Source organism: Planktotalea arctica (assembly GCF_002105285.1).
GTDB classification, from domain to species: domain Bacteria; phylum Pseudomonadota; class Alphaproteobacteria; order Rhodobacterales; family Rhodobacteraceae; genus Planktotalea; species Planktotalea arctica.
Genome location: NZ_MUHR01000005.1, coordinates 219,911 through 241,028, shown reverse-complemented (window position 1 = coordinate 241,028; position 21,118 = coordinate 219,911). Strand labels below are relative to the sequence as shown.

19 protein-coding genes, 1 tRNA gene and 1 riboswitch are annotated in these 21,118 nt (G+C 57.8%); of the genes, 12 read left to right on the top strand and 8 right to left on the bottom strand.

The features are described from left to right. The first annotated feature begins 481 nt into the window (after positions 1–481). Positions 482–1,480 (top strand): NAD(P)H-dependent glycerol-3-phosphate dehydrogenase, encoded by a 999-nt coding sequence (locus tag B9P63_RS05805; RefSeq protein WP_085307612.1) that lies wholly within the window; start codon positions 482–484, stop codon positions 1,478–1,480. Here B9P63_RS05805 and xylB read toward each other — a convergent pair. Continuing rightward, entirely contained in the window at positions 1,477–2,928 is a 1,452-nt protein-coding gene (gene xylB, locus B9P63_RS05800; RefSeq protein WP_085307611.1) for a xylulokinase, read from the bottom strand. The two genes, B9P63_RS05805 and xylB, sit on opposite strands and share 4 nt — an antisense overlap. A gap of 13 nt (positions 2,929–2,941) precedes the next feature. Next, complete coding sequence (gene hemE, locus B9P63_RS05795) at positions 2,942–3,976, bottom strand: uroporphyrinogen decarboxylase (RefSeq protein WP_085307610.1); 1,035 nt, start codon at positions 3,974–3,976, stop codon at positions 2,942–2,944. A gap of 96 nt (positions 3,977–4,072) precedes the next feature. Between hemE and hemC the strand changes: the two genes are divergently transcribed. Further along, positions 4,073–5,020 carry a hydroxymethylbilane synthase gene (hemC, locus tag B9P63_RS05790; protein WP_085307609.1) on the top strand — a complete coding sequence of 316 codons (948 nt, stop codon included), beginning with the start codon at positions 4,073–4,075 and terminating at the stop codon, positions 5,018–5,020. 223 nt (positions 5,021–5,243) lie between these two features. On the opposite strand, the gene B9P63_RS05785 is transcribed toward hemC, so the two are convergent. Continuing rightward, positions 5,244–5,319: transfer RNA gene (locus tag B9P63_RS05785), tRNA-Lys, on the bottom strand. Positions 5,320–5,426: 107 nt separating this feature from the next. On the opposite strand from B9P63_RS05785, the gene dapF reads away from it, so the two are divergent. From dapF to B9P63_RS05765, 4 genes are all read left to right on the top strand, one after another. Further along, positions 5,427–6,260, top strand: coding sequence for a diaminopimelate epimerase (gene dapF / locus B9P63_RS05780; RefSeq protein ID WP_085307608.1), 834 nt, complete (start codon positions 5,427–5,429; stop codon positions 6,258–6,260). Then, the gene (gene mtaB, locus B9P63_RS05775) at positions 6,257–7,510 is read left to right on the top strand and encodes a tRNA (N(6)-L-threonylcarbamoyladenosine(37)-C(2))-methylthiotransferase MtaB (RefSeq protein WP_085307607.1); all 1,254 of its coding nucleotides are present in this window, start codon (positions 6,257–6,259) and stop codon (positions 7,508–7,510) included. The genes dapF and mtaB overlap by 4 nt, the downstream gene beginning before the upstream one ends. A 91-nt stretch (positions 7,511–7,601) precedes the next feature. Further along, positions 7,602–8,225 carry an FMN-binding negative transcriptional regulator gene (locus B9P63_RS05770; protein ID WP_085307606.1) on the top strand — a complete coding sequence of 208 codons (624 nt, stop codon included), beginning with the start codon at positions 7,602–7,604 and terminating at the stop codon, positions 8,223–8,225. Positions 8,226–8,252: 27 nt separating this feature from the next. Further along, complete coding sequence (locus B9P63_RS05765) at positions 8,253–8,864, top strand: glutathione S-transferase (protein WP_085307605.1); 612 nt, start codon at positions 8,253–8,255, stop codon at positions 8,862–8,864. A gap of 127 nt (positions 8,865–8,991) precedes the next feature. On the opposite strand, the gene B9P63_RS05760 is transcribed toward B9P63_RS05765, so the two are convergent. Beyond that, positions 8,992–9,651, bottom strand: a complete 660-nt coding sequence (locus tag B9P63_RS05760; RefSeq protein ID WP_085307604.1) for an outer membrane protein — start codon at positions 9,649–9,651, stop codon at positions 8,992–8,994. Between the two features lie 251 nt (positions 9,652–9,902). Between B9P63_RS05760 and petA the strand changes: the two genes are divergently transcribed. Genes petA through B9P63_RS05745 form a run of 3 tightly spaced genes read left to right on the top strand, consistent with a single transcriptional unit; the run spans position 9,903 to position 12,635 of the window. Further along, the gene (gene petA, locus B9P63_RS05755; RefSeq protein WP_085307603.1) at positions 9,903–10,481 is read left to right on the top strand and encodes a ubiquinol-cytochrome c reductase iron-sulfur subunit; all 579 of its coding nucleotides are present in this window, start codon (positions 9,903–9,905) and stop codon (positions 10,479–10,481) included. A gap of 15 nt (positions 10,482–10,496) precedes the next feature. After that, positions 10,497–11,822, top strand: a complete 1,326-nt coding sequence (locus B9P63_RS05750) for a cytochrome b (protein WP_085307602.1) — start codon at positions 10,497–10,499, stop codon at positions 11,820–11,822. 15 nt (positions 11,823–11,837) lie between these two features. Further along, a complete protein-coding gene (locus B9P63_RS05745) occupies positions 11,838–12,635 on the top strand; it encodes a cytochrome c1 (RefSeq protein WP_085307601.1) in 798 nt (265 codons plus the stop codon). 60 nt (positions 12,636–12,695) lie between these two features. On the opposite strand, the gene B9P63_RS05740 is transcribed toward B9P63_RS05745, so the two are convergent. Genes B9P63_RS05740 through thiB form a run of 3 tightly spaced genes read right to left on the bottom strand, consistent with a single transcriptional unit; the run spans position 12,696 to position 15,887 of the window. Further along, positions 12,696–13,391, bottom strand: a complete 696-nt coding sequence (locus B9P63_RS05740) for a thiamine ABC transporter ATP-binding protein (protein ID WP_085307886.1) — start codon at positions 13,389–13,391, stop codon at positions 12,696–12,698. Further along, on the bottom strand, positions 13,384–14,934 hold the full coding sequence (locus tag B9P63_RS05735) for a thiamine/thiamine pyrophosphate ABC transporter permease ThiP (protein WP_085307600.1): 1,551 nt from the start codon (positions 14,932–14,934) through the stop codon (positions 13,384–13,386). Before B9P63_RS05735 ends, B9P63_RS05740 begins: the two co-directional genes overlap by 8 nt. Beyond that, positions 14,910–15,887: a thiamine ABC transporter substrate binding subunit gene (gene thiB / locus B9P63_RS05730; RefSeq protein ID WP_085307599.1), complete on the bottom strand. Its 978-nt coding sequence runs from the start codon at positions 15,885–15,887 to the stop codon at positions 14,910–14,912. The genes B9P63_RS05735 and thiB overlap by 25 nt, the downstream gene beginning before the upstream one ends. 45 nt (positions 15,888–15,932) lie before the next feature. Then, positions 15,933–16,033, bottom strand: a riboswitch (TPP riboswitch). An 88-nt stretch (positions 16,034–16,121) separates the two neighbouring features. On the opposite strand from thiB, the gene aroC reads away from it, so the two are divergent. Continuing rightward, positions 16,122–17,222 (top strand): chorismate synthase, encoded by a 1,101-nt coding sequence (gene aroC / locus B9P63_RS05725; RefSeq protein WP_085307598.1) that lies wholly within the window; start codon positions 16,122–16,124, stop codon positions 17,220–17,222. Positions 17,223–17,284: 62 nt separating this feature from the next. On the opposite strand, the gene serB is transcribed toward aroC, so the two are convergent. Further along, positions 17,285–18,166, bottom strand: coding sequence for a phosphoserine phosphatase SerB (serB, locus tag B9P63_RS05720; protein WP_085307597.1), 882 nt, complete (start codon positions 18,164–18,166; stop codon positions 17,285–17,287). Positions 18,167–18,320: 154 nt separating this feature from the next. Between serB and B9P63_RS05715 the strand changes: the two genes are divergently transcribed. Together B9P63_RS05715 and serA are read left to right on the top strand one after the other, a co-directional pair. Next, positions 18,321–19,463 carry a phosphoserine transaminase gene (locus B9P63_RS05715; protein WP_085307596.1) on the top strand — a complete coding sequence of 381 codons (1,143 nt, stop codon included), beginning with the start codon at positions 18,321–18,323 and terminating at the stop codon, positions 19,461–19,463. A 56-nt stretch (positions 19,464–19,519) separates the two neighbouring features. Next, positions 19,520–21,115 (top strand): phosphoglycerate dehydrogenase, encoded by a 1,596-nt coding sequence (gene serA / locus B9P63_RS05710; RefSeq protein ID WP_085307595.1) that lies wholly within the window; start codon positions 19,520–19,522, stop codon positions 21,113–21,115. The last annotated feature ends 3 nt before the right edge of the window (positions 21,116–21,118 follow it).

The window sequence follows — 21,118 nt, the reverse complement described above, 5'->3', positions numbered from 1 at the left end:
TCGGTTTGGTAGTGCACGGCTCTTCAAGATGTTGGGGTCGTTATCTTGCCGATCTTCTAAGTCTCAGAACATTTGGGAAGCAAAAACCTGCAAATTATCTTATCAAATTTTACGACTTGGCCCAATCGCGAGATTTTTTCTGTGGTTCCACCAAACCGATTTCAATCTACGCGCTTGCGATTTTTTTGGATCACTTGGTCGCTACGTCCAAACAGCTTCCTTGGGTGGGTTGAGCAAAATTCAAACTGAGTGGTAGGTTTGTTCGCGCATTCGACGATCAGGACTATGCAAAACACTGTTGTAGGCTCGTGTGTCAACGCCAGAGTAAAACTGCGCGGTGAGCGTGTGGTCTGGGACAATGCGCTTGACCTAGACCTATTCAGGCGCATTGCGCGCCACTGCAGGACGTGGAAGACTTGGCCCAAGCATTTCCGTGACGGGCAAATAGCCCCTCCGCCAGACACGAAACAGGAAGAGAAAAATGCAAACCATCAGTGTCTTTGGATCAGGGGCCTTTGGCACTGCAATTGCAATGTCGCTTGCAGCATCAGGGCGAAAAACCTTGCTTTGGGGGCGCGACGCTGAGGCAGTAATCGCAATGCAACGGGATCGCGAGAACCGCAAGCACTTGCCCGGCGCAACGTTTTCATCAAACTTGATTGCAACGCCCGATATTACGCTGGCAAGCAAGAGCGATGTGATTTTGTTGGCGGTTCCAACGCAATCCTTGCGCGCGCATGTAAGCAAGCACCGCGAGGCGCTAAAGGGCAGTGTCCTTATCACATGTTGCAAAGGGATCGAGCAAGGCACAGGTTTTCTTCCGAGCGAAGTGATCAATGACGTCATTCCCGCTACGCGGGTTGGCCTGCTGACAGGCCCTAGTTTTGCGAGCGATATCGCCGTCGGCAAACCCACAGCATTGACACTCGCGCTAAAAGATCAGGCAGACACACAGCTACAGGCATTGCTGAGCACGCCCAACCTACGCCTCTATCTGACCGACGATCTTGTTGGAGCGCAGCTTGGGGGCGCATTGAAAAACGTGGTCGCCATCGCAGCCGGTATCGTGATTGGTGCCGGCCTTGGTGAAAGCGCCCGCGCGTCCCTCATGACACGAGCGTTTGCCGAGATGACAGGGTACGCGCAAGCGCGCGGCGCACGCGCTGAAACGCTCTACGGCCTGTCTGGTTTCGGGGATCTCGTACTGACCTGCACATCGACACAATCGCGGAATTTTCGTCACGGGTTTGCATTTGGTTCTGGCGAAGCCTTGCAGCATGGAGTGACCGTAGAGGGCGTGATGACCGCCCATGCAATTGTTCAAACGGAAACAGCGCGTGATCGAAATGCCTATGACAAACTCCCGGTCACTTACATGGTATCGGCATTGCTCAGCCAACGTATCACACTCGAAGAGGCAATTCACGCAATCCTCAACCGTCCGATGAAACGCGAGCTAAGCCCTTTGAGCGGACTTTAAATTCCAGCCTTTAGCGTCTGATAGAACTTGCGGTAGCGAGCGAGCCTGAGATCAAGCAATGGATCATAGCAAGGCTCGAAGACATCTGTCAGCGGCGTGTCGAACGACAGCGCGTCAATGCTGCGAAGGCCTAGCCCGACCTCTGCCAAAAGGGCCGCGCCAAAGGCCGGGCCCTCCGCGCCGCCGCTGGTGCGCGCGACGCTATGATCAAGCGCATTGGCCAGCGTTTGCAGCACAAGATCACTGCGAGAGCCGCCGCCAATCACGGGAATGGGGCCAAGGGGCGCAAAGCTATCGCCGAAACTATCACGCGCGTCGCGCATCATGAAGGCGATCGCCTCGACCACAGCGCGGCACATTTCTGGCCGCCCCGTCGCGTCATCGAGATCGTAAAACGCCGCGCGAATATCGGGATCACCGTGCGGGCTACGCTCACCCGTGAGATAGGGCAGGAAAAGAGGTACGCGGGCGGGGTTCGCGCACTCGGCCTGTTCGAGCAATTCGGTGACGGAGCAGTCGAGGACGCCCGCAAACCACGACAAAGGCCGCGCGCCGTTCAGCATGGCCGCCATGCGATACCAAAGACCCGGCAAAGTGTGGCAGAATGCGTGAACATATTGGCCAGGGTTCGGACGATACGCATTGTCTACCACCAAAAGCTGACCAGAGGTGCCAAGCGAAATGAAGCACTTTCCCGCCGAGGCCGCCCCGATTGACAAGGCACCCGCTGCTGCATCGCCCCCACCCGCAAAAACAGGAATGTCCGCCGCAATACCAAGCGCGTCTGCCGCGTGCCGCGTAAGCGTGCCAACAGGATCGCAGCCATCGTGCAAGGGTGGCAACCACGCCGCGTCGATACCGCTTGCCGCAATCAGTTCTGGCCCCCACGCACGTGCGCTCTGATCTAGCCAAAGCGTCCCTGCCGCGTCAGAGCGATCGCAGGAACGCTCGCCGCTCAGCCACAACGCGATATAGTCTTTCGGCAAAAGAATAGTGCGGATACGCGCGAAAACCTCAGGCTCATGGGTTTTCAACCACATGAGCTTCGGCGCGGTAAAGCCCGGCAATGGCGGCACGCCAGCAATCTCTCCGATGTTTGGCAACCGCTGCAACAATGCGGCGCATTCTGCGATACTGCGGTTGTCATTCCACAAGATCGCAGGGCGCAGCACGGCATTGTCCGCGCCGAGTATGACCGCCCCGTGCATTTGTCCTGACAGGCTGATCCCGCCAATCTCTTGCGCAGAGATCTTCGCCGCTTGAATTGCGCTTTGCGCCGCGCGTTGAACTGCGTCGATCCAATCGGCCGGGTCTTGCTCCGACCAGCCTGCCTGCGGCGAACTAACGCGCAGATCGAACGAGCCAGTTCCAATGACCTGCCCATTGCGCGTCAAAACGCATTTCACCGCTGAGGTGCCTAAATCGATGCCAAGTGCGACAATGTTCATTGCGCTTTGATCCCTAGCCGTTTCGCACAGTGTCGATCATCAACTGCACGTTCTCAGGATCCGCATCGGGGGTGATGCCGTGGCCGAGGTTGAAGATATGCGGCCCCTTGGAAAAGGCCTTCACGATCGCTCGGGTATCGTCGATCAAATCCTGTCCGCCCGTCACCATATGGCGCGAGGCAAGGTTGCCCTGAACGCAGCCATCGACTTGCACATGTTGCGCCGCCCACGCGGCATCGACAGAATTGTCCAACGCGACGCAATCCGCACCTGTTGCCTTGGCGAAACCGATGTATTTGTCGCCCCCTTCACGCGGGAAGGCGATGATGGGCGTGTTCGGATGGCGCACTTTCAGCGCTGCAATAATCTGGCGCGTCGGCTCGATCGCGTATTTGTCGAACGCTTCGCCCTTGAGCGAGCCTGCCCAGCTGTCAAAGATTTTCACCACTTCCGCTCCCGCATCGATCTGCTTGGACAGGTATTCGATCGTGCCAAGCGTGATCCGCTCCATCAGAGCATCGAACGCCTCTGGCGCACCAACACGCATCGCGTGCGCAGGCGCTTGATCAGGCGTACCGCGACCTGCAATCATATAGGTCGCCACGGTCCAGGGCGCGCCCGCAAAACCGATCAACGTCGTTTCCTCGGGCAACTCTTTGCGCAGGATACGCACGGTCTCGTAAATCGGGTTCAGCGTCTCGTGAATGTTGTCCACGCTGCCCAGCGCATCCACGCCCGACTGATCGCTGATGATAGACAGACGCGGGCCCTCGCCCGTGACGAACCACAGGTCAGCGCCAAGCGCTTGGGGCAGTAAAAGGATGTCCGCGAACAAGATCGCGGCGTCAAACCCGTAGCGACGAATAGGCTGCAACGTAACCTCTGCGGCCAGTTCGGGATTGTAGCATAGCTTGAGGAAATCACCGGCCTGCGCGCGCGTTGCGCGGTACTCGGGCAGGTAACGCCCGGCTTGTCGCATCATCCAAATCGGCGGCGTGTCCAGTGTTTCGCCTGCCAGTGCGCGCAGCAGTTTTTTGGATGTGGTCATAGCAATTTCCCTTTTCGCGTATCGTCTTGCCCTTATGTGCAAATTTGCGCGGCAAGGGCAGTTGTCAACTACCCGACGCCCCAATAAAGGTAAACCATGGCTATCACACTTCCTTCCCCCGCTTCTCCGCTGAAAATCGGCACACGTGGTTCTCCGCTCGCGCTTGCGCAAGCCTACGAAACGCGCCGTCGTTTGTGTGCAGCATTTGATCTGCCAGAGGCCGCATTCGAAATCATCGTGATCAAAACCACAGGCGACAAGATCCTTGACCGCCCGTTGAAAGAGATCGGCGGCAAGGGCTTGTTCACGCGCGAGATCGAGGATGACATGCTCTCCGGCGCGATTGATATTGCGGTCCATTCGATGAAGGACATGCCCACTTTGCAGCCCGAGGGCCTCACGCTCGATACCTATCTGCCGCGCGAAGATGTCCGCGATGCGTTCGTGTCGCCCCATCATGCGCGGCTCGCGGACATGCCTGCGGGTGCAAGTGTCGGCACCTCATCCTTGCGCCGCCGTGCGCAGCTTTTGCATTTTCGCCCTGACCTGAATGTGGTGGAATTTCGCGGCAATGTGCAGACCCGATTGAAAAAACTCGAGAACAAAGTTGCCGATTGCACCTTCCTCGCCATGGCGGGTCTCCGCCGCCTTGATATGGCGCATGTCGCAAAAAGCGCGATTGAAACCACTGAAATGCTTCCAGCCGTTGCCCAGGGTGCCATCGGCATCGAGCGCCGCATTGATGATATGCGCGCCGCTGAAATGCTCGGGGCGATCCATGACACACCCACCGGCCAACGCCTTGCCGCCGAGCGCGCCTTTCTCGCGGCCCTCGATGGATCCTGCGAAACGCCCATCGCGGGACTTGCGGAACTGGACGGCACAAGCCTGCGCCTACGCGGCGAAGTTTTGCGTCCCGATGGCTCCGATAGAATCGGCGACGACGTCACAGGCACTATTGAGGACGGCGCAGAAATGGGCCGTGCGATGGCAGCCAAACTGCTCGCAGAGGCAGGCCCCGGCTTCTTCGACTGGCGCACGTAAACAAGCCACTACGCCAAAACTGACGTCTAGACGCCGCAACCCTACTCCGACCCTGATTTCATGACAGGATTGCGCCTGTTCCAGTGACCCTCACGATCGCTCGAGCCGCGCGCGGCAGTTGTTTACAACAAGCGGTGAGAGAAGAAGGTATCAACCCAGATTACGGCCGGAAGGTATAAATATCATATCTCCGCTTCAAATATTTGATGTGCGGAAGAAAAAGTGGTGAGCCGTGATGGGTTCGAACCATCGACCTACTGATTAAAAGTCAGTTGCTCTACCAACTGAGCTAACGGCCCACATTGCGCGGTATCTAGAAAGTGGGGGCCATGGGGTCAACCCCGAAAATCACGTAAATGCGCTCTATGGCTAGATTCATTTTGCGTGCCCTACTATATGCGCCGATATGAAGACTCTTGAGAACCGAACACTGCCGTTCATGAAGATGCACGGGCTGGGCAACGACTTTGTCGTGATCGACGCACGCGCTGGCGACGTGACGGTGACGCATGAGCTGGCAATCGCATTGGCGGACCGGCATCGTGGTGTCGGGTTCGATCAACTGGCGGTGATTGAAACGGGCACGGGTGATGCGCATCTGACGTTTTACAACGCGGATGGATCAACCGCAGGTGCGTGCGGCAACGCGACCCGCTGCATTGCGCGCTATCTGATGGAGCTTACGGGCAAAACTGCCCTAACACTCACAACCGAGCGCGGCACGTTGCACGCGCTGGATGCAGGCGGTGGATTGACGTCGGTGAACATGGGGCCACCACAGCTGGAGTGGCAGGATATCCCACTGCTCGAAGAGATGGACACGCTTGAGCTACCCATAGAGGGCGCACCAACCGCCACCGGCATGGGCAATCCCCATTGCACCTTTTTCGTCGAGGATGCCGAAGCGATTCTGTTGGATCAATTCGGCCCTCGCTACGAGCACCACCCGCTCTATCCGCAGCGCACCAATGTGCAAATTGCGCAAATCATCGGCCGCGATCATATACGCATGCGCGTTTGGGAACGGGGCGTTGGCATTACGCTTGCCTCCGGCTCGTCGTCTTGCGCCACAGCCGTGGCGGCAGCGCGCAGAGGGCTAACAGGGCGCAAAGTGCAAATTGATTTGGACGGCGGCACACTGCACATTGATTGGCGCGAAGATGGTGTATGGATGACGGGTGCAACAATGCACGCCTATAACGGCATCCTCACCAAGCAATTTCTGGACGCACTGACATGAGCGCACCCAAGTTCGCCACACTCGGCTGCCGCCTGAACGCGTATGAAACCGAAGCGATGAAAGAGCTGTCTGGCGCGGCGGGTCTGCAAAACGCGGTCATCATCAACACATGCGCCGTCACCGCAGAAGCCGTGCGCAAGGCCCGTCAGGAAATCCGCAAACTGCGCCGCGAAAATCCCGATGCACGGCTGATCGTGACGGGCTGCGCCGCGCAGACGGAGCCAGAGACGTTTACCGCCATGGCAGAAGTCGATGCCGTGATCGGCAATACCGAAAAGATGCAGGCGGATACGTGGAAAGGTCTCGCCGCAGACTTCATTGGTGAAACAGAAGCGGTGCAAGTCGACGACATCATGTCCGTCACAGAAACCGCTGGCCACCTCATCGACGGCTTCGGCACGCGCAGCCGCGCTTATGTGCAGGTCCAGAACGGCTGCGACCACCGCTGCACATTTTGCATCATCCCATACGGTCGCGGCAATTCGCGCTCTGTCCCTGCGGGCGTGGTTGTGGAGCAGATAAAGCGATTGGTTGCCAAGGGCTACAACGAGGTTGTTCTCACAGGCGTCGATCTGACGTCTTGGGGCGCGGACCTGCCGGCAGAGCCAAAGCTGGGCGATCTGGTCATGCGCATTCTCAAGCTGGTGCCGGATCTTCCACGCCTTCGGATCAGTTCGATTGATTCGATCGAGGTGGACGAAAACCTCATGCAGGCCATCGCGACAGAGCCACGCCTCATGCCGCATCTCCATCTGAGCCTGCAAGCGGGGGACGACATGATCCTCAAACGCATGAAGCGCCGCCATTTGCGCGACGATGCGATTGCATTTTGCGAAGAGGCCAAGCGCCTGCGCCCCGATATGACGTACGGTGCCGACATCATCGCGGGGTTTCCAACGGAAACGGATGCGATGTTCGAGAACTCGCTAAAACTGGTCGAGGATTGCGATCTGACGTGGCTACACGTCTTTCCCTATTCTGCGCGTATCGGCACACCAGCAGCAAAGATGCCCGCGGTGAACGGTAAAATCATTAAGACCCGCGCAGCTGCTTTGCGCGCTGCAGGGGACGCCAAGGTCAGCGCACATCTCAAGGCCCAGCGCGGCAAGACGCACCATATCCTGATGGAAAACGCACATATGGGGCGCACGGAACAGTTCACCGAAGTCAGCTTTGAGACCGAACAGCGCGAGGGGCTGATCGTGAGCGCACGGATCACAGGCGCGCTCGGCACACAATTGACTGCTTGAGGCCAGCCAAGAGGTACAATTCTTTTGCGAAAAGAATTGCAAAGGCCTTCCTTAAGACTTTTCCTGCTCCCGATCTCAACTGGCGGACACCATGCACCCAAACCCTGTTTTCCGCGGCACTGATGCCGAGCACAGCCTCACACTTTCTCGCGCGCGCAGCTTTGGAACGCTTGCCGTGAATGGCACCGCGACGCCCTTGCTCGCACATATCCCCTTCCTGCTGAGCGACTGTGCCACCCATGCGGGATTGCATCTGGTGCGCTCCAATCCCATTGCGAGGCGCTTGAAGGACGGGCCGCTCGACGCGGCGCTAAGCGTGATGGGGCCGGACAGCTACATCTCGCCCGATTGGTACGAAGCTGCTGACCAAGTGCCGACGTGGAACTATGTCTCTGTGGTTTTCACGGGACAGATCGAATTGATGCCTGATGCGGCCCTGCATAACCTGCTCGCTTATCAAAGCGCACATTTTGAAAACCGACTGCTGCCAAAAACCCCATGGACCGCAGAGAAGATGAGCGAAGGCATCATGGAAAAGATGATGCGCGCAATCGTACCGATACGCTTTGCCATCACCGATATGCAAAGCACGTGGAAGCTGGGTCAAAACAAACCCGAGCATGTTCGCACCGCAGCCGCCAGCCATGTTGCGCAGCACGGCCTTGGCAGCGGTACATCAACTCTTGCAGATTGGATGCAAACTCCGCCATCATAGCGCTAACCCCGAAAAAGGACGCCGCTTATGAAACTCGCCTACAGCCCCGCTTCGCCCTATGCGCGCAAGGTTCTCGTCCTGCTGCACGAAACAGGTCAGCTTGAAGATGTCGAACTGATCGGGGGATCCGGCACGCCGCTCGCACCTAACCCGGAAACTGTCCAGAAAAATCCCCTTGGCAAAATTCCAGCACTCGAACGCCCCGATGGTGCAACGTTGTATGATAGCCGCGTGATCTGCGCCTTCCTTGATGCGCGCGCGGGAGGTAAATTATACCCGAGCGGCAACCGCCACTGGGAGACGCTAACGCTCGAGGCAACAGGCGACGGGATCATGGATGCTGCCTTGCTGATGACCTACGAGGGGCGGCTGCGCCCCGAAGCGTTGCGCATGGAGGAATTTGTCGACGCGCAGTTCGGCAAGATCACCTCGGCCTGTGCGGCGCTCAACACGCGCTGGATGAGCCATCTTGCTGGGCCTTTGGACATGGGGCAGATCGCCGTCGCCTGCGCTCTTGGCTACGTTGATTTTCGCCATGGCCATCGCGATTGGCGCAAGGGCAATGACACATTGGCCACGTGGCATGCGAATTTCAGCGAGCGCAGTGCGATGCAAGCCACTCGCCCTCCGGAGGGCTAGGCCCTTTTCGCCTGCATCTTGCTAAACCACCACAACCCTGTCTGCTCGCGCATGAAGAGCATCTATTGATCAAAATAGCACATAAACCTGCGCCCCACTCAAAGAAGGAGAGGCTCGGCGCATGGCTTTAAAAGCTGTAGCTGATGCCGAAGTTTATCGCGTTGGTGATGATATCCGTGCTCAGGCTTCCGCCCGCGGGCAGTGCGGCTTTGTTTGAGGAATAGGTGAACTGGTATTCCCCGAACAACGCCCAGCTGTCGCTGAGATCATATTTGGCACCTGCCGTGAGGCGCATCGCGGGGCCGGTCACTTGATAGCCATAACTGCGATGCCCGTTCGCGGATGTGACGTCCACGTGGGGGATCGCGACACCGATACCCGCGCCCGTGTAGGGCGTGAAGTTACCGAATCGATCGTTCCAACGCTTCGTGACGTTAAAGGTCAGGATGTTGTGCCCATCCGTGAACTCCATACGCGTAAAGCCAAGCGCAGAGCGCTCGGCGACAGGCGCGTATACTTTGGCATGGGTCAGCTCCACGCCGAATCCCAGATCAGGGCGGTGCCACCATGTCGCGCGGGCACCGTAATAGGGGGGAGGGGCCGTGCTTTTGCCTTCCCAGCCGATCAAAGCGTCGTAATTTGCGCCTGTTCCGGGGTATTTTCCGCTCACACGGCTGTGCGGCGCACTTTGCGTGCCGCCATAAATGCTCAGCTCCATTTCTGCGAAAGCAGGCTGGGACAGGAACGGAATGGCAAATGCGGCCAAGAAAGACAGGGTTTTGCGCATGGAAACTCCAATTCGGTAGCAAACGCGTCAAGGGTGGTTTTCGGTCGGGTTGCACTGAGGTATAGGGTGCCAAGTGTGGCTTCTCAACCGCGACACATCGGCGCTAATTACAATCCAGTGCTTTGCTTGCTGGACGGGCGCGATAGGTGGCGCTAATAACCGCACCGAACCGGCCGTGAGATTTCCTTGCGGTCTGACACGTATTTGCCGACCTGAATTTTGCTTGGCGGCCCAGATATGGAGAGAACCTCGTGTCCCACGCAGACGACCATGAAGGCACCCGGAGGGATTTCCTCTATTATGCGACAGCAAGTGCCGGCGCAGTAACGGCAGGTGCCGCCATTTGGCCCCTCGTCAATCAAATGAACCCCTCTGCCGATGTGAGGGCCTTGTCCTCGATCCAGGTCGATATCACCGATGTCGTGCCAGGCACGCAGATCACGGTAAAGTGGCTCGGCAAGCCGGTGTTCATTCGTCGCCGCACCGAAACGGAGATCGAAGAGGCGAATGCCGTTGATCTTGCCGCTCTGATCGACAACGACGCTCGCAACGCGAACCTGCCAAACGGCGGCGACGGCGCGGACGACAACCGCTTTCTAGTGCCGCCAGAGACTGAATTGGCTGGTGAATGGCTCGTCATGATGGGCGTTTGCACACACCTCGGCTGCGTTCCGCTCGGTGATGGCGCTGGCGACTACCACGGTTGGTTCTGCCCGTGCCACGGCTCGCACTACGACACGTCGGGGCGGATTCGTAAGGGCCCAGCGCCTACGAACCTGCCGATTCCGCCTGCGGAATTCGTCGATGCCACAACAATTAAACTCGGTTAAGGGAGAGACTTAGAGATGTCTGGAATTCCTCACGACCATTACGAGCCGAAGACAAAAGGCCAAAAGTGGGTTCACTCCCGCTTGCCCATCGTCGGCTTGCTCTATGATACAATCATGGCCCCCACACCCAAGAACCTGAACTGGATGTGGATCTGGGGTATCATTCTGACCTTTTGCCTTGCGATGCAGATCATCACCGGCGTCATCCTAGCGATGCACTACACGCCGCACGTGGACATGGCTTTCGCTTCGGTTGAGCATATCATGCGCAACGTCAACGGCGGCCATATGCTACGCTATCTGCACCAGAATGGCGCTTCGCTGTTCTTCGTTGCGGTCTATGCGCACATCTTCCGCGGTCTTTATTACGGCTCCTACAAAGCCCCGCGCGAGATCACATGGATCATTGGCATGCTTATCTTCGTTCTGATGATGGGCGCTGGCTTTATGGGTTACGTTCTGCCTTGGGGACAAATGTCCTTCTGGGGTGCGACCGTGATCACCGGCCTGTTCGGCGCTATCCCGTTCATCGGCGAATCGATCCAGACGTTGTTGCTTGGCGGTCCTGCCGTCGATAACGCTACGCTGAACCGCTTCTTCTCGCTGCACTATTTGCTCCCCTTTGTGATTGCCGGTTTGGTGATTGTTCACATCTGGGCGTTCCACACCACGGGCAACAACAACCCAACAGGTGTCGAAGTGCGCCGCACGTCCAAGGCAGAAGCGGAAAAAGACACTCTACCGTTCTGGCCCTACTTCGTGATGAAAGACCTCTTCGCCCTTGCGGTGATTCTAGTCGTCTTCTTCGCGATCGTCGGCTTTATGCCAAACTATTTGGGTCACCCGGATAACTACATCGAAGCAAACGCCCTGGTGACGCCTGCGCATATCGTTCCGGAATGGTACTTCCTGCCGTTCTACGCGATCCTGCGTGCCTTCACCTCAGAGGTCTGGGTCGTAATCGCAGTTGAGTTCCTCACCGGCGGTATTGTAGATGCGAAATTCTTCGGCGTGCTTGCGATGTTCGGTGCGATCATCGTGATGGCTCTAGCCCCTTGGCTCGATACATCCTCGGTGCGCTCGGGTCGCTACCGCCCCATGTTCAAGTGGTGGTTCGGACTTCTTGTCGTCGATTTCATCGTGTTGATGTGGCTTGGTGCCATGCCAGCGGAAGAGCCCTACGCCACCTTCTCGCTCATCGCCTCGGCCTATTGGTTCGCCTACTTCCTGGTAATCCTGCCACTCTTGGGCGTGATCGAAAAACCACTGCCACAGCCTGCCACCATCGAAGAAGACTTTGCCTCCCACTACGGCAAGTCCGACACGACACCGGCTGAATAGAAAGGACTGAGGACAATGCTTAAATCACTCAGCATCGCGGCTGTCACAGCCCTAGCCCTGACCTCCGGCGCATTTGCGGCGGGGAGCTATGACACGGAAATCACAAACTTCGATTTCTCTTTCGAGGGCCCATTCGGCAAGTTTGACCAGAACCAGCTTCAGCGCGGCCTTCAGGTCTACACCGAAGCCTGCGCTGCATGTCATGGTCTGAAATACGTTCCTCTGCGCACACTCGCTGACAAGGGCGGACCTCACCTGCCCGCAGATCAGGTTCGCGCCTATGCAGAGCAGAATTTCGAAGTCTACGACGAGGCTTTGGAAGATTTCCGCGCGGCCACACCCGTGGATCACTTTCCCGCCAACACCGGAGCCGGAGCACCTGACCTATCCTTGATGGCCAAGGCGCGTGCAGGTTTTCACGGCCCCTACGGCACAGGTCTGAACCAGCTTTTCAAAGGCATGGGCGGCTCTGAATACATCGCTTCCTTGCTCACGGGTTACACGGGCGAGGAAAAGGAAGAGGCAGGCACAGTTCTGTACGAGAACAAAGCCTTCCCGGGCGGCTGGATTTCTATGGCGCCTCCTTTGTCGGACGAGCAAGTGGAATTTGCAGACGGTCATTCTAACGATCTGTACAACATGTCCGAGGACGTTGCGGCCTTTCTGATGTGGACGGCGGAGCCTAAGTTGATGGCACGCAAGCAGGCCGGTTTCGTTTCGGTCTTCTTCCTGACAGTTCTCTCTGTTCTGCTCTACCTGACGAACAAGAAAATCTGGGCGCCCGTCAAAGCCAAGGGTCGTAAGGAAACGTAAGTTCCATCCGACACGGCTAGCAATACGAAACCCCTGTCAGAGCAATCCGGCAGGGGTTTTTTATTGGCCTAGATATACGCGCAAAGCCTCTGGCGGATTGCGCAGCAATTCATCTGTCGCCACAGGCGCATGCGCGCGCCCCTCAGCAACCAGAATGGCGCTCTCACAGATGCGCCTTGCATCGCTCGGGTCATGGCTCACCATCAACAAACCTGCGCCTGTATCAGTGCACAACCTAGCCACCAGATCGAGCATTTCGATTTTGAGCGCAGGCCCCAGCGCTGCGAACGGTTCATCTAGCAGGATCATCGGTTTGCTCTGCACCATCACGCGCGCCAACGCGGCGCGGCTTTGCTGGCCACCTGATAGTTCAGCAGGCTTGCGCGCGCCCATGCCATCCAGCCCGACAGAGGTCAAAGCACACTCCACGCGCTCGATTTCCTCTGCCGACAACAGCAAGGATGGACGAAGTCCCAAACCAACGTTCTGTGCAACAGTCATATGCGGGAACAGGTTGTTGTCCTGAAACAACACCGAAAATGGTCGTACATTCGGCGTCGTGCCAGTGATCTCTTCACCTTGCCAATAAACTCTTCCGTTTACTGGCGTCAAAAACCCCGCCAGCGCCATCAGCAGCGTCGATTTTCCTGCACCTGACGGGCCAATCACAGCCACACGCGCAGACGGCTCCAAACCCAAATTAGCGCGCATTTCAAACGTGCCTTGCTTCAGCACGATTTCTTTCATCTCAAGCATTTCGCCGTCCCCAAGCATCGCACATCCAAAACGCCCCGAAGGACAGTAGCGCCAATAACAACGCCGCCCCGGCCGCAGCGTCCATTCGGTAGGCCCCCATCAAACGATAAATCTGCAAGGGCAATGTTGCCTCGCCAGTCCCCGCAAACAGGGCCACAACACCAAGGTCGCCCATCGACAAAGCAGCCGCCAGTCCTGTTGCAAAGCCCAGAGGCGCGCGAATACGCGGCAGGATCACCAAACGTAGCATCGCCCAGCGCGATAACCCTAGTGAAAGCGATAGCCGCCCATACCCTTCGCACACGTCCTGCACCGCAGGGATCAATACGCGCAACGCGAAGGGCAGCGCCATTACCGCGTTTACGCAGGCCGTCACAACAAACGCCCAGTCCTGCGGCGAAGCAAAGGGGAAAACCAAGATGAACAGCCCCGTCCCGATCACCAAGGGCGAGGCCGCGATTGTCAGCAAGCCGACACTCTCGATCCACGCGAAGCGCACCGCTGTGAGCGCAATCGGCAGGCTCAGCGCAAACGCCAAACCAGCAGACAACAGCGCCACTTTGATCGACATCCAGGCAGAGGCCCAAACCGTCATCGGCAAGTCAGGCAACGCGGCTAATCCACGCGATCCGACCGCAAGCATCGGAACCAGCAGGAACAAGACGGCGAGGAAAATCGCGATAAAATCCACGATGCGCGATCCCTCGTCCCAACGCTCAACACTGCGGTCCAACCCCTTGCCAAAACCGCCTTGCCCCTGGCTCATCCATAACGCCAAGAGCGCCGCAGAGCCTGCCAAAGCCAATTGCATCGACGCCAACAACGCAGCCTTGCCCAGATCGAAATCAAATCGAAACGCCTGATAAATTGCCAATTCCACGGTCGTCGCGCGCGGGCCACCGCCCATCGTCAAAGCGACTGCAAAGCTCGACAGGCAAATCGCAAATACGATCGCGAAGGCCCCCGGAACCGCTCGTTTCAACATCGGCCATTCCAGATGCCGCGCCACATTGCGCGCGCTAAACCCGAGTTGCGCCGCCAGGCGAAACCGCTCCGCAGGAATACCAGCCCAGCCTTGTAGAATAACCCGCGTCGCTAGCGGAAGATTGAAGAAAACATGCGCGATGACCACGCCATGAAACCCGTAGATCGGGATCGGCGGTAGTCCGAAAAGCTCTAGCGCTTGAGACACCCAGCCAGAGCGCCCGAACACGGCCAGCAGTCCCATCACAGCAACAATAACAGGCAACAAAAACGGCGCGCCCAGCAGCGTGATGAGCAATCCGCGCCCTCTAAATCGCCGCCGGCTGAGCGCCCGTGCAACGGGAATGGCGAACAAAACACTCAAGAACGCAGACAACACAGCTTGGCTAACAGTAAAGCGAACCGCCGCCCAATCACTCGGCCCTAGCTGTCCAGCCTCGGGCGCCCGGGATGCGACCACACCCAAAGTTCCCAAGATCAGGGCAGCAACCAGCGTTGCTGCCCCAAGCCCGAAACCCGAAGGTATGGGGGGGGCTATTTGCTGAGCGCGGTAAGCCATTCGGCCAATGCTTCATCGCGGATCGCAGGCGCATCCGCCGCTGGAACCATCAAGGATTTCACAGGCGTTACGAGCGTGTCGAACCCTTTTGGCAGCCCATCCGCTGGTGTGACCGCCGGATACATCCAGTTGGTGGTCGGGATGATCGCTTGGAACCCCTCGCCCACCATGAACGCGAGGAACTGATCCGCCAATTCTTGCTGATCCGAACCTGCCAATTTGCCAGCAACCTCGATCTGCAAGTAATGCCCTTCCTCGAATGCGGCCGCCGCAAAGCCCGCATCCTCTTCGGCAATCAAATGATACGCAGGCGATGTCGTGTAAGACAACGCCATATCCGCTTCACCTTCTAGGAACAGCCCGTAAGCCTCTGACCAGCCCCTGGTCACGGTTACGATATTGTCTGACAGGCTTTCCCAGATCGCAGGCGCTTCATCGCCATACGCCGCCTTCACCCACATCAGCAGGCCAAGTCCGGGTGTAGAAGACCGCGGATCCTGGATAACAATCTTCAGATCACTCTCGCCCAACGCTTTGAAGTTGGTTGGCGCGTCCAGATCATCCTTGTGAACAAACGCGAAATAGCCCCAATCGAACGGCACGAAATTCGCATCCGTCCATTCAATCGGCAGGCTGTAATCCGCACTCACCGAATGGGGCGCAAACAACTCCGTCGCCGTGGCCGCAGCCGTCAGATTCGTATCTAGGCCCAGCACAATATCCGCCTCTGTGCGCGCGCCTTCCAGCTTGATGCGTGCCAAAAGGGACGCGCCGTCGCCTGCACCAACGAATTTCAAATCACAGGCGCATTTCGCCTCAAACGCTTTTTCTACCGCAGGACCGGGGCCCCAGTCAGAAACAAAGCTGTCGTATGTGTAAACGACCAATTCAGGCGTCTCTGCCGTAGCCATACTCGCTGCAAAAACACCCGCAATACATCCAAGATACTTCATCGCATCCTCCAATAAATGTAGGCGGACGGTTGGATAGGGTTGGATATAGTGTGTCCAGACCTTCCCTCCGCCGGTCCTAACCGGTTCAGGTTCAACGGGTCACACTTTCGCGTATCTCAGCCAGATTGGCCCCCCGAGGTGCCTCGTTCGTAGGACGCACCCAGCAACATGTCCAGCGAAATCCCTTGAGAGCCGCGCGCTGCCTCGGTAACAGGGGGAAAAAGGAGCCTTCCCATGAGCCTAAACACCTTCGGTCACCTCTTCCGCGTCACCACTTGGGGCGAAAGCCATGGGCCTGCATTGGGCGCAACGGTCGATGGCTGTCCGCCGAATGTGGCGATTGACGAGGGTTCGATCCAGCAGTGGCTCGATAAACGCAAACCGGGCACCTCCAAATACACCACTCAGCGGCGGGAAGCGGACAAAGTCAAAATCCTCTCCGGCACGTTCGAGGGTAAAACAACCGGCACGCCTGTTCAGCTGATGATCGAAAACACCGATCAACGCTCCAAGGACTATGGCGACATTATCGAGAAATTCCGCCCGGGCCATGCGGACATTACGTACTACCAAAAATACGGAAACCGCGATTATCGTGGGGGTGGCCGCTCGTCGGCACGCGAAACTGCTGCGCGCGTTGCCGCTGGCGGCTTGGCGCGCGCAGCACTGGCGAGACTCGCGCCGCAGATAGAAATCACTGGCTACATGACCCGCATGGGTGCGCATGAGATTGATCGAGAGAACTTCGATTGGGACCAGATCGAACAGAACCCGTTCTGGACCCCTGATGCGAAAGCGGCGCACACTTGGGCAGGCTACCTCGATGGCCTGCGCAAATCAGGCAGCTCCGTTGGCGCCATTATCGAAGTCACCGCGCGCGGCGTTCCCGCTGGCCTCGGCGCGCCGGTCTACGGCAAGCTCGACACAGACCTTGCCGCCGCGATGATGAGCATCAATGCCGTCAAAGGCGTCGAAATCGGCGAGGGCATGTCAGCCGCTATGCTCACAGGCGAGCTGAACGCAGACGAAATCACCATGGGGCCTGATGGCCCCGAATACAGCTCCAACCACTCTGGCGGTATTCTTGGCGGCATCTCAACGGGCCAGGACATCGTCATTCGTTTCGCTGTAAAACCTACCAGCTCCATCCTGACCACCCGCAAGACAATCACCAAATCAGGCGAGAGCACCGAAATCATCACCAAAGGCCGTCACGACCCCTGCGTTGGTATCCGCGCGGTTCCCGTAGGAGAGGCGATGATGGCCTGCGTGATCCTCGATCACCTGCTTTTGCACCGTGGCCAGATCGGCGAAAACCAAGGCACTATCGGCTGATCCTTCATCTTGCCTTTAAACTCTGGGGGTTTGGGGGCTAGCCCCCAACCAGTCCGATTGCGTTAGCAATCGGAAAACTGATCCCGCGCATAGCCCTGAACATATAGAAGCGCCGTCAGATCCCCATGATTGATCCGCACATCGCACTCCGCCGCGACGGATGGTTTCGCGTGCAACGCGACCCCGGTACCCGCGCGCAAAAGCATCCCTAGATCATTCGCTCCATCCCCGACCGCCAACACGTCTGCTTCGGAAATTCCCAAATGCGTCGTAATCTCCTCCAGCGCATCAACTTTGGCCTGCTTGCCCAAGATCGGCATCCCGACTTCGCCTGTCAAAACGCCGCCTACAGCAATCAACGTATTCGCGCGGTTTTCATCAAATCCAAGTCGCGCTGCGATCGCTGCTGTAAACGCGGTAAACCCACCTGACACTAACGCGGCATACGCTCCATGCGCCTTCATTGTCGCCAATAAAACAGGCCCCCCCGGCATCAACGTAATCCGCGTCTTCAAAACATCGCCAATCACACTCTCGGGCAGCCCTCTCAGCAAACCAACGCGCTCACGCAGCGCCCCGTCAAAGTCCAGTTCGCCGTTCATCGCCGCCGCGGTTATCGCCGCCACGTGCGCGCCGACGCCCGCCTCGTCCGCCAATTCGTCAATGCACTCTTGTTGGATCATGGTGCTGTCCATATCCGCGAGCAACATCTTCTTGCGGCGCCCCTCTTCGGGCTGCACCACAAGGTCCACGCCGAGCGCTTGCAACTCGCTCCAAACCGCCCAAAGATTGTCCGGCACGGCCTCAAGCCCGAACTCCGCTGCATCGCCGCCGCTCAGCCAAATCGCGTCACCGCCACCCCAAGCATTGCGCAGCGTTTCGACCAAAGCAGGCGTGACCGCCCCCGCATCTGGCGCTCCAATGAGTGTCGCGATTTGGCTCATCAAGTTTCCTATCGTAGTCGTTCATGGCGCATTTGGGCGTTCAAGCGGCGCTATAGCTTCGTTTCACCCATTGTGCCAGCCCACGCCGCCCCGTATTCGCAGCGGTGGGACACCCTTCCCCAACGAAGGGCATATATCTGTGAGGATACCAGTGATGGCTATCAGTATTCCGGCAACGCGACCGGCAAATCCGCGTTTTTCGTCTGGCCCATGCGCCAAGCCCCCCGTTTTCAAACTCGACAATCTGAGCGACGCCGCCCTTGGCCGCTCGCACCGCGCTGCCATTGGTAAAGACAAACTGAAGGCGGCGATTGAAGAGACGCGAGCGATCCTTGGCATCCCCGCCGATTACAAAATCGGCATCGTGCCTGCTTCTGATACCGGTGCGTACGAGATGGCCATGTGGAACCTTCTGGGCGCGCGTCCTGTAGAAATGCTCGCATGGGAGAGTTTCGGTGCAGGCTGGGTCACGGACGCCGTGAAGCAGCTCAAGCTCGACGCGACCGTGAAAACCGCCGAGTACGGTGAAATCGTTGATCTGAACGCCGTGAACTTTGATCATGACGTGTGCTTCACATGGAACGGCACGACCTCCGGTGTGCGCGTTCCCGATGGCGGTATCATCCCTGCGAATCGGGCAGGTCTCACGCTATGCGATGCAACATCCGCTGCTTTCGCGATGGACCTGCCTTGGGACAAACTAGACGTAACGACCTTCTCTTGGCAGAAGGTTCTTGGCGGTGAGGCGGCGCACGGGATGCTGATCTTGTCTCCGCGCGCCGTAGAGCGCCTTGAGAATTACACGCCCGCATGGCCCTTGCCCAAGATTTTCCGCCTCACCAAGGGCGGCAAGCTGATTGATGGCATCTTCACAGGTGCGACGATCAATACGCCCTCTATGCTGGCGGTTGAGGATTACCTGCAAGCGCTCGAATGGGCGCGCTCTGTTGGTGGCCTCACGGGTCTCATCGCACGCGCAGACGCCAACACGGCTGCAATTACAGAGTTCGTTGAACAGAATGATTGGATCGACTTTCTTGCGGTTGATCCGGCGACACGCTCCAACACATCTGTTTGCCTCAAGTTCACAGATTCACGCATTTCGGACGGCCCAACCTTCGCCAAAGCAGTGGCGAAACGCATGGAAGCCGAGAATGTCGCGCTAGACATCGGCGGATATCGCGACGCCCCTGCGGGCCTGCGTATCTGGTGCGGCGGTACGGTCGAAACATCGGACATCGCAGCGATGCTCCCATGGCTCGCCTATGCGTTCGAGAGTGAAATCACAGCAACCTGACATCTCGAATTTTCCAGAAAATTCGCACACCACCCCATTTCAAAAGGACCAACACCATGGCCCCCAAAGTACTCGTTTCTGACAAGCTCAGCGAAACAGCCGTTCAAATCTTCCGCGATGCCGGTATCGAGGTTGATTTCCAACCCGACCTTGGCAAGGACAAAGACAAGCTCGCCGAAGTGATCGGCCAATACGACGGCCTTGCGATCCGCTCTGCCACCAAAGTCACCGAAAAGATCCTGAACGCCGCCACCAACCTCAAGGTCATCGCGCGCGCAGGCATCGGCACGGATAACATCGACAAGGTCGCCGCCTCGAAGAAGGGCGTGATCGTGATGAACACGCCCTTCGGCAACATGATAACCACCGCTGAACATGCCATCGCGATGATGTTCGCCGTTGCGCGTCAGATCCCCGAAGCCTCTGCCTCGACCCACGCAGGCAAATGGGAAAAGTCCAAATTCATGGGCGTTGAGCTGACAGGTAAAACCCTCGGCGTGATCGGCGCAGGCAACATCGGCGGGATCGTGTGCGACCGTGCGCGCGGCCTCAAGATGAAAGTGATCGCCTATGATCCCTTCCTTGGCGAGGAAAAAGCCGCAAAGATGGGCGTTGAGAAGGTCGAACTCGACGATCTGCTAAAACGCTCCGATTTCATCACGCTGCACGTGCCCTTCACGGAAGCGACCGCCAATATCCTCAGCCGCGAGAACCTGGGCAAAACCAAGAAAGGTGTCCGCATCATTAACTGCGCGCGCGGTGGTCTTGTTGATGAGGAAGCGCTGGCTGATCTGCTGAAATCGGGTCATGTGGCTGGCGCCGCGCTTGATGTGTTCGCTGTTGAGCCTGCGAAAGAGAACGTGCTTTTTGGCCTCCCCAACGTGGTCTGCACGCCTCACCTTGGCGCGGCGACAAGCGAGGCGCAGGAAAACGTGGCCCTGCAAGTGGCGCAGCAAATGTCCAACTACCTCAACACAGGCGCGGTTGAAAACGCGCTCAACATGCCTTCTGTAACCGCCGAAGAGGCCAAAATCATGGGCCCTTGGGTTTCCTTGGCAGGCCACCTTGGTGCATTCATCGGCCAAATGACGGATGAACCGATCAAAGCGATCAACATCCTCTATGATGGAAACGTCGCTTCCATGAACCTCGATGCGCTCAATTGCGCGTCCATCGCAGGTATCATGAAACGCGTGAACCCCGATGTGAACATGGTGTCCGCCCCCGTTATCGCAGCAGAACGCGGCATCAAGATCAGCACGACCAATCAGGATAAGTCCGGCACGTTTGACGGCTATATCAAGGTCACGGTCGTCACGGATAAACGCGAACGCTCTGTCGCCGGAACCGTTTTCAGCGACGGTAAACCGCGCTTCATCCAGATCAAGGGCATCAACATCGACGCGGAAATCGGAGCCCATATGCTCTATACGACCAACGAAGACGTGCCTGGCATCATCGGCCTCTTGGGCAACACGATGGGCAAAAATGGCGTGAACATCGCGAACTTTACGCTCGGACGCTCGGATGCGGGCGGCGAGGCGATTGCGCTGCTCTACGTAGACCATCCGATCCCTGCAAATGTGCTGAAAACACTCGAGGGCACAGGCATGTTCCAACAAGTCAAGCCGCTCGCCTTCGACGTCGCTTAGACA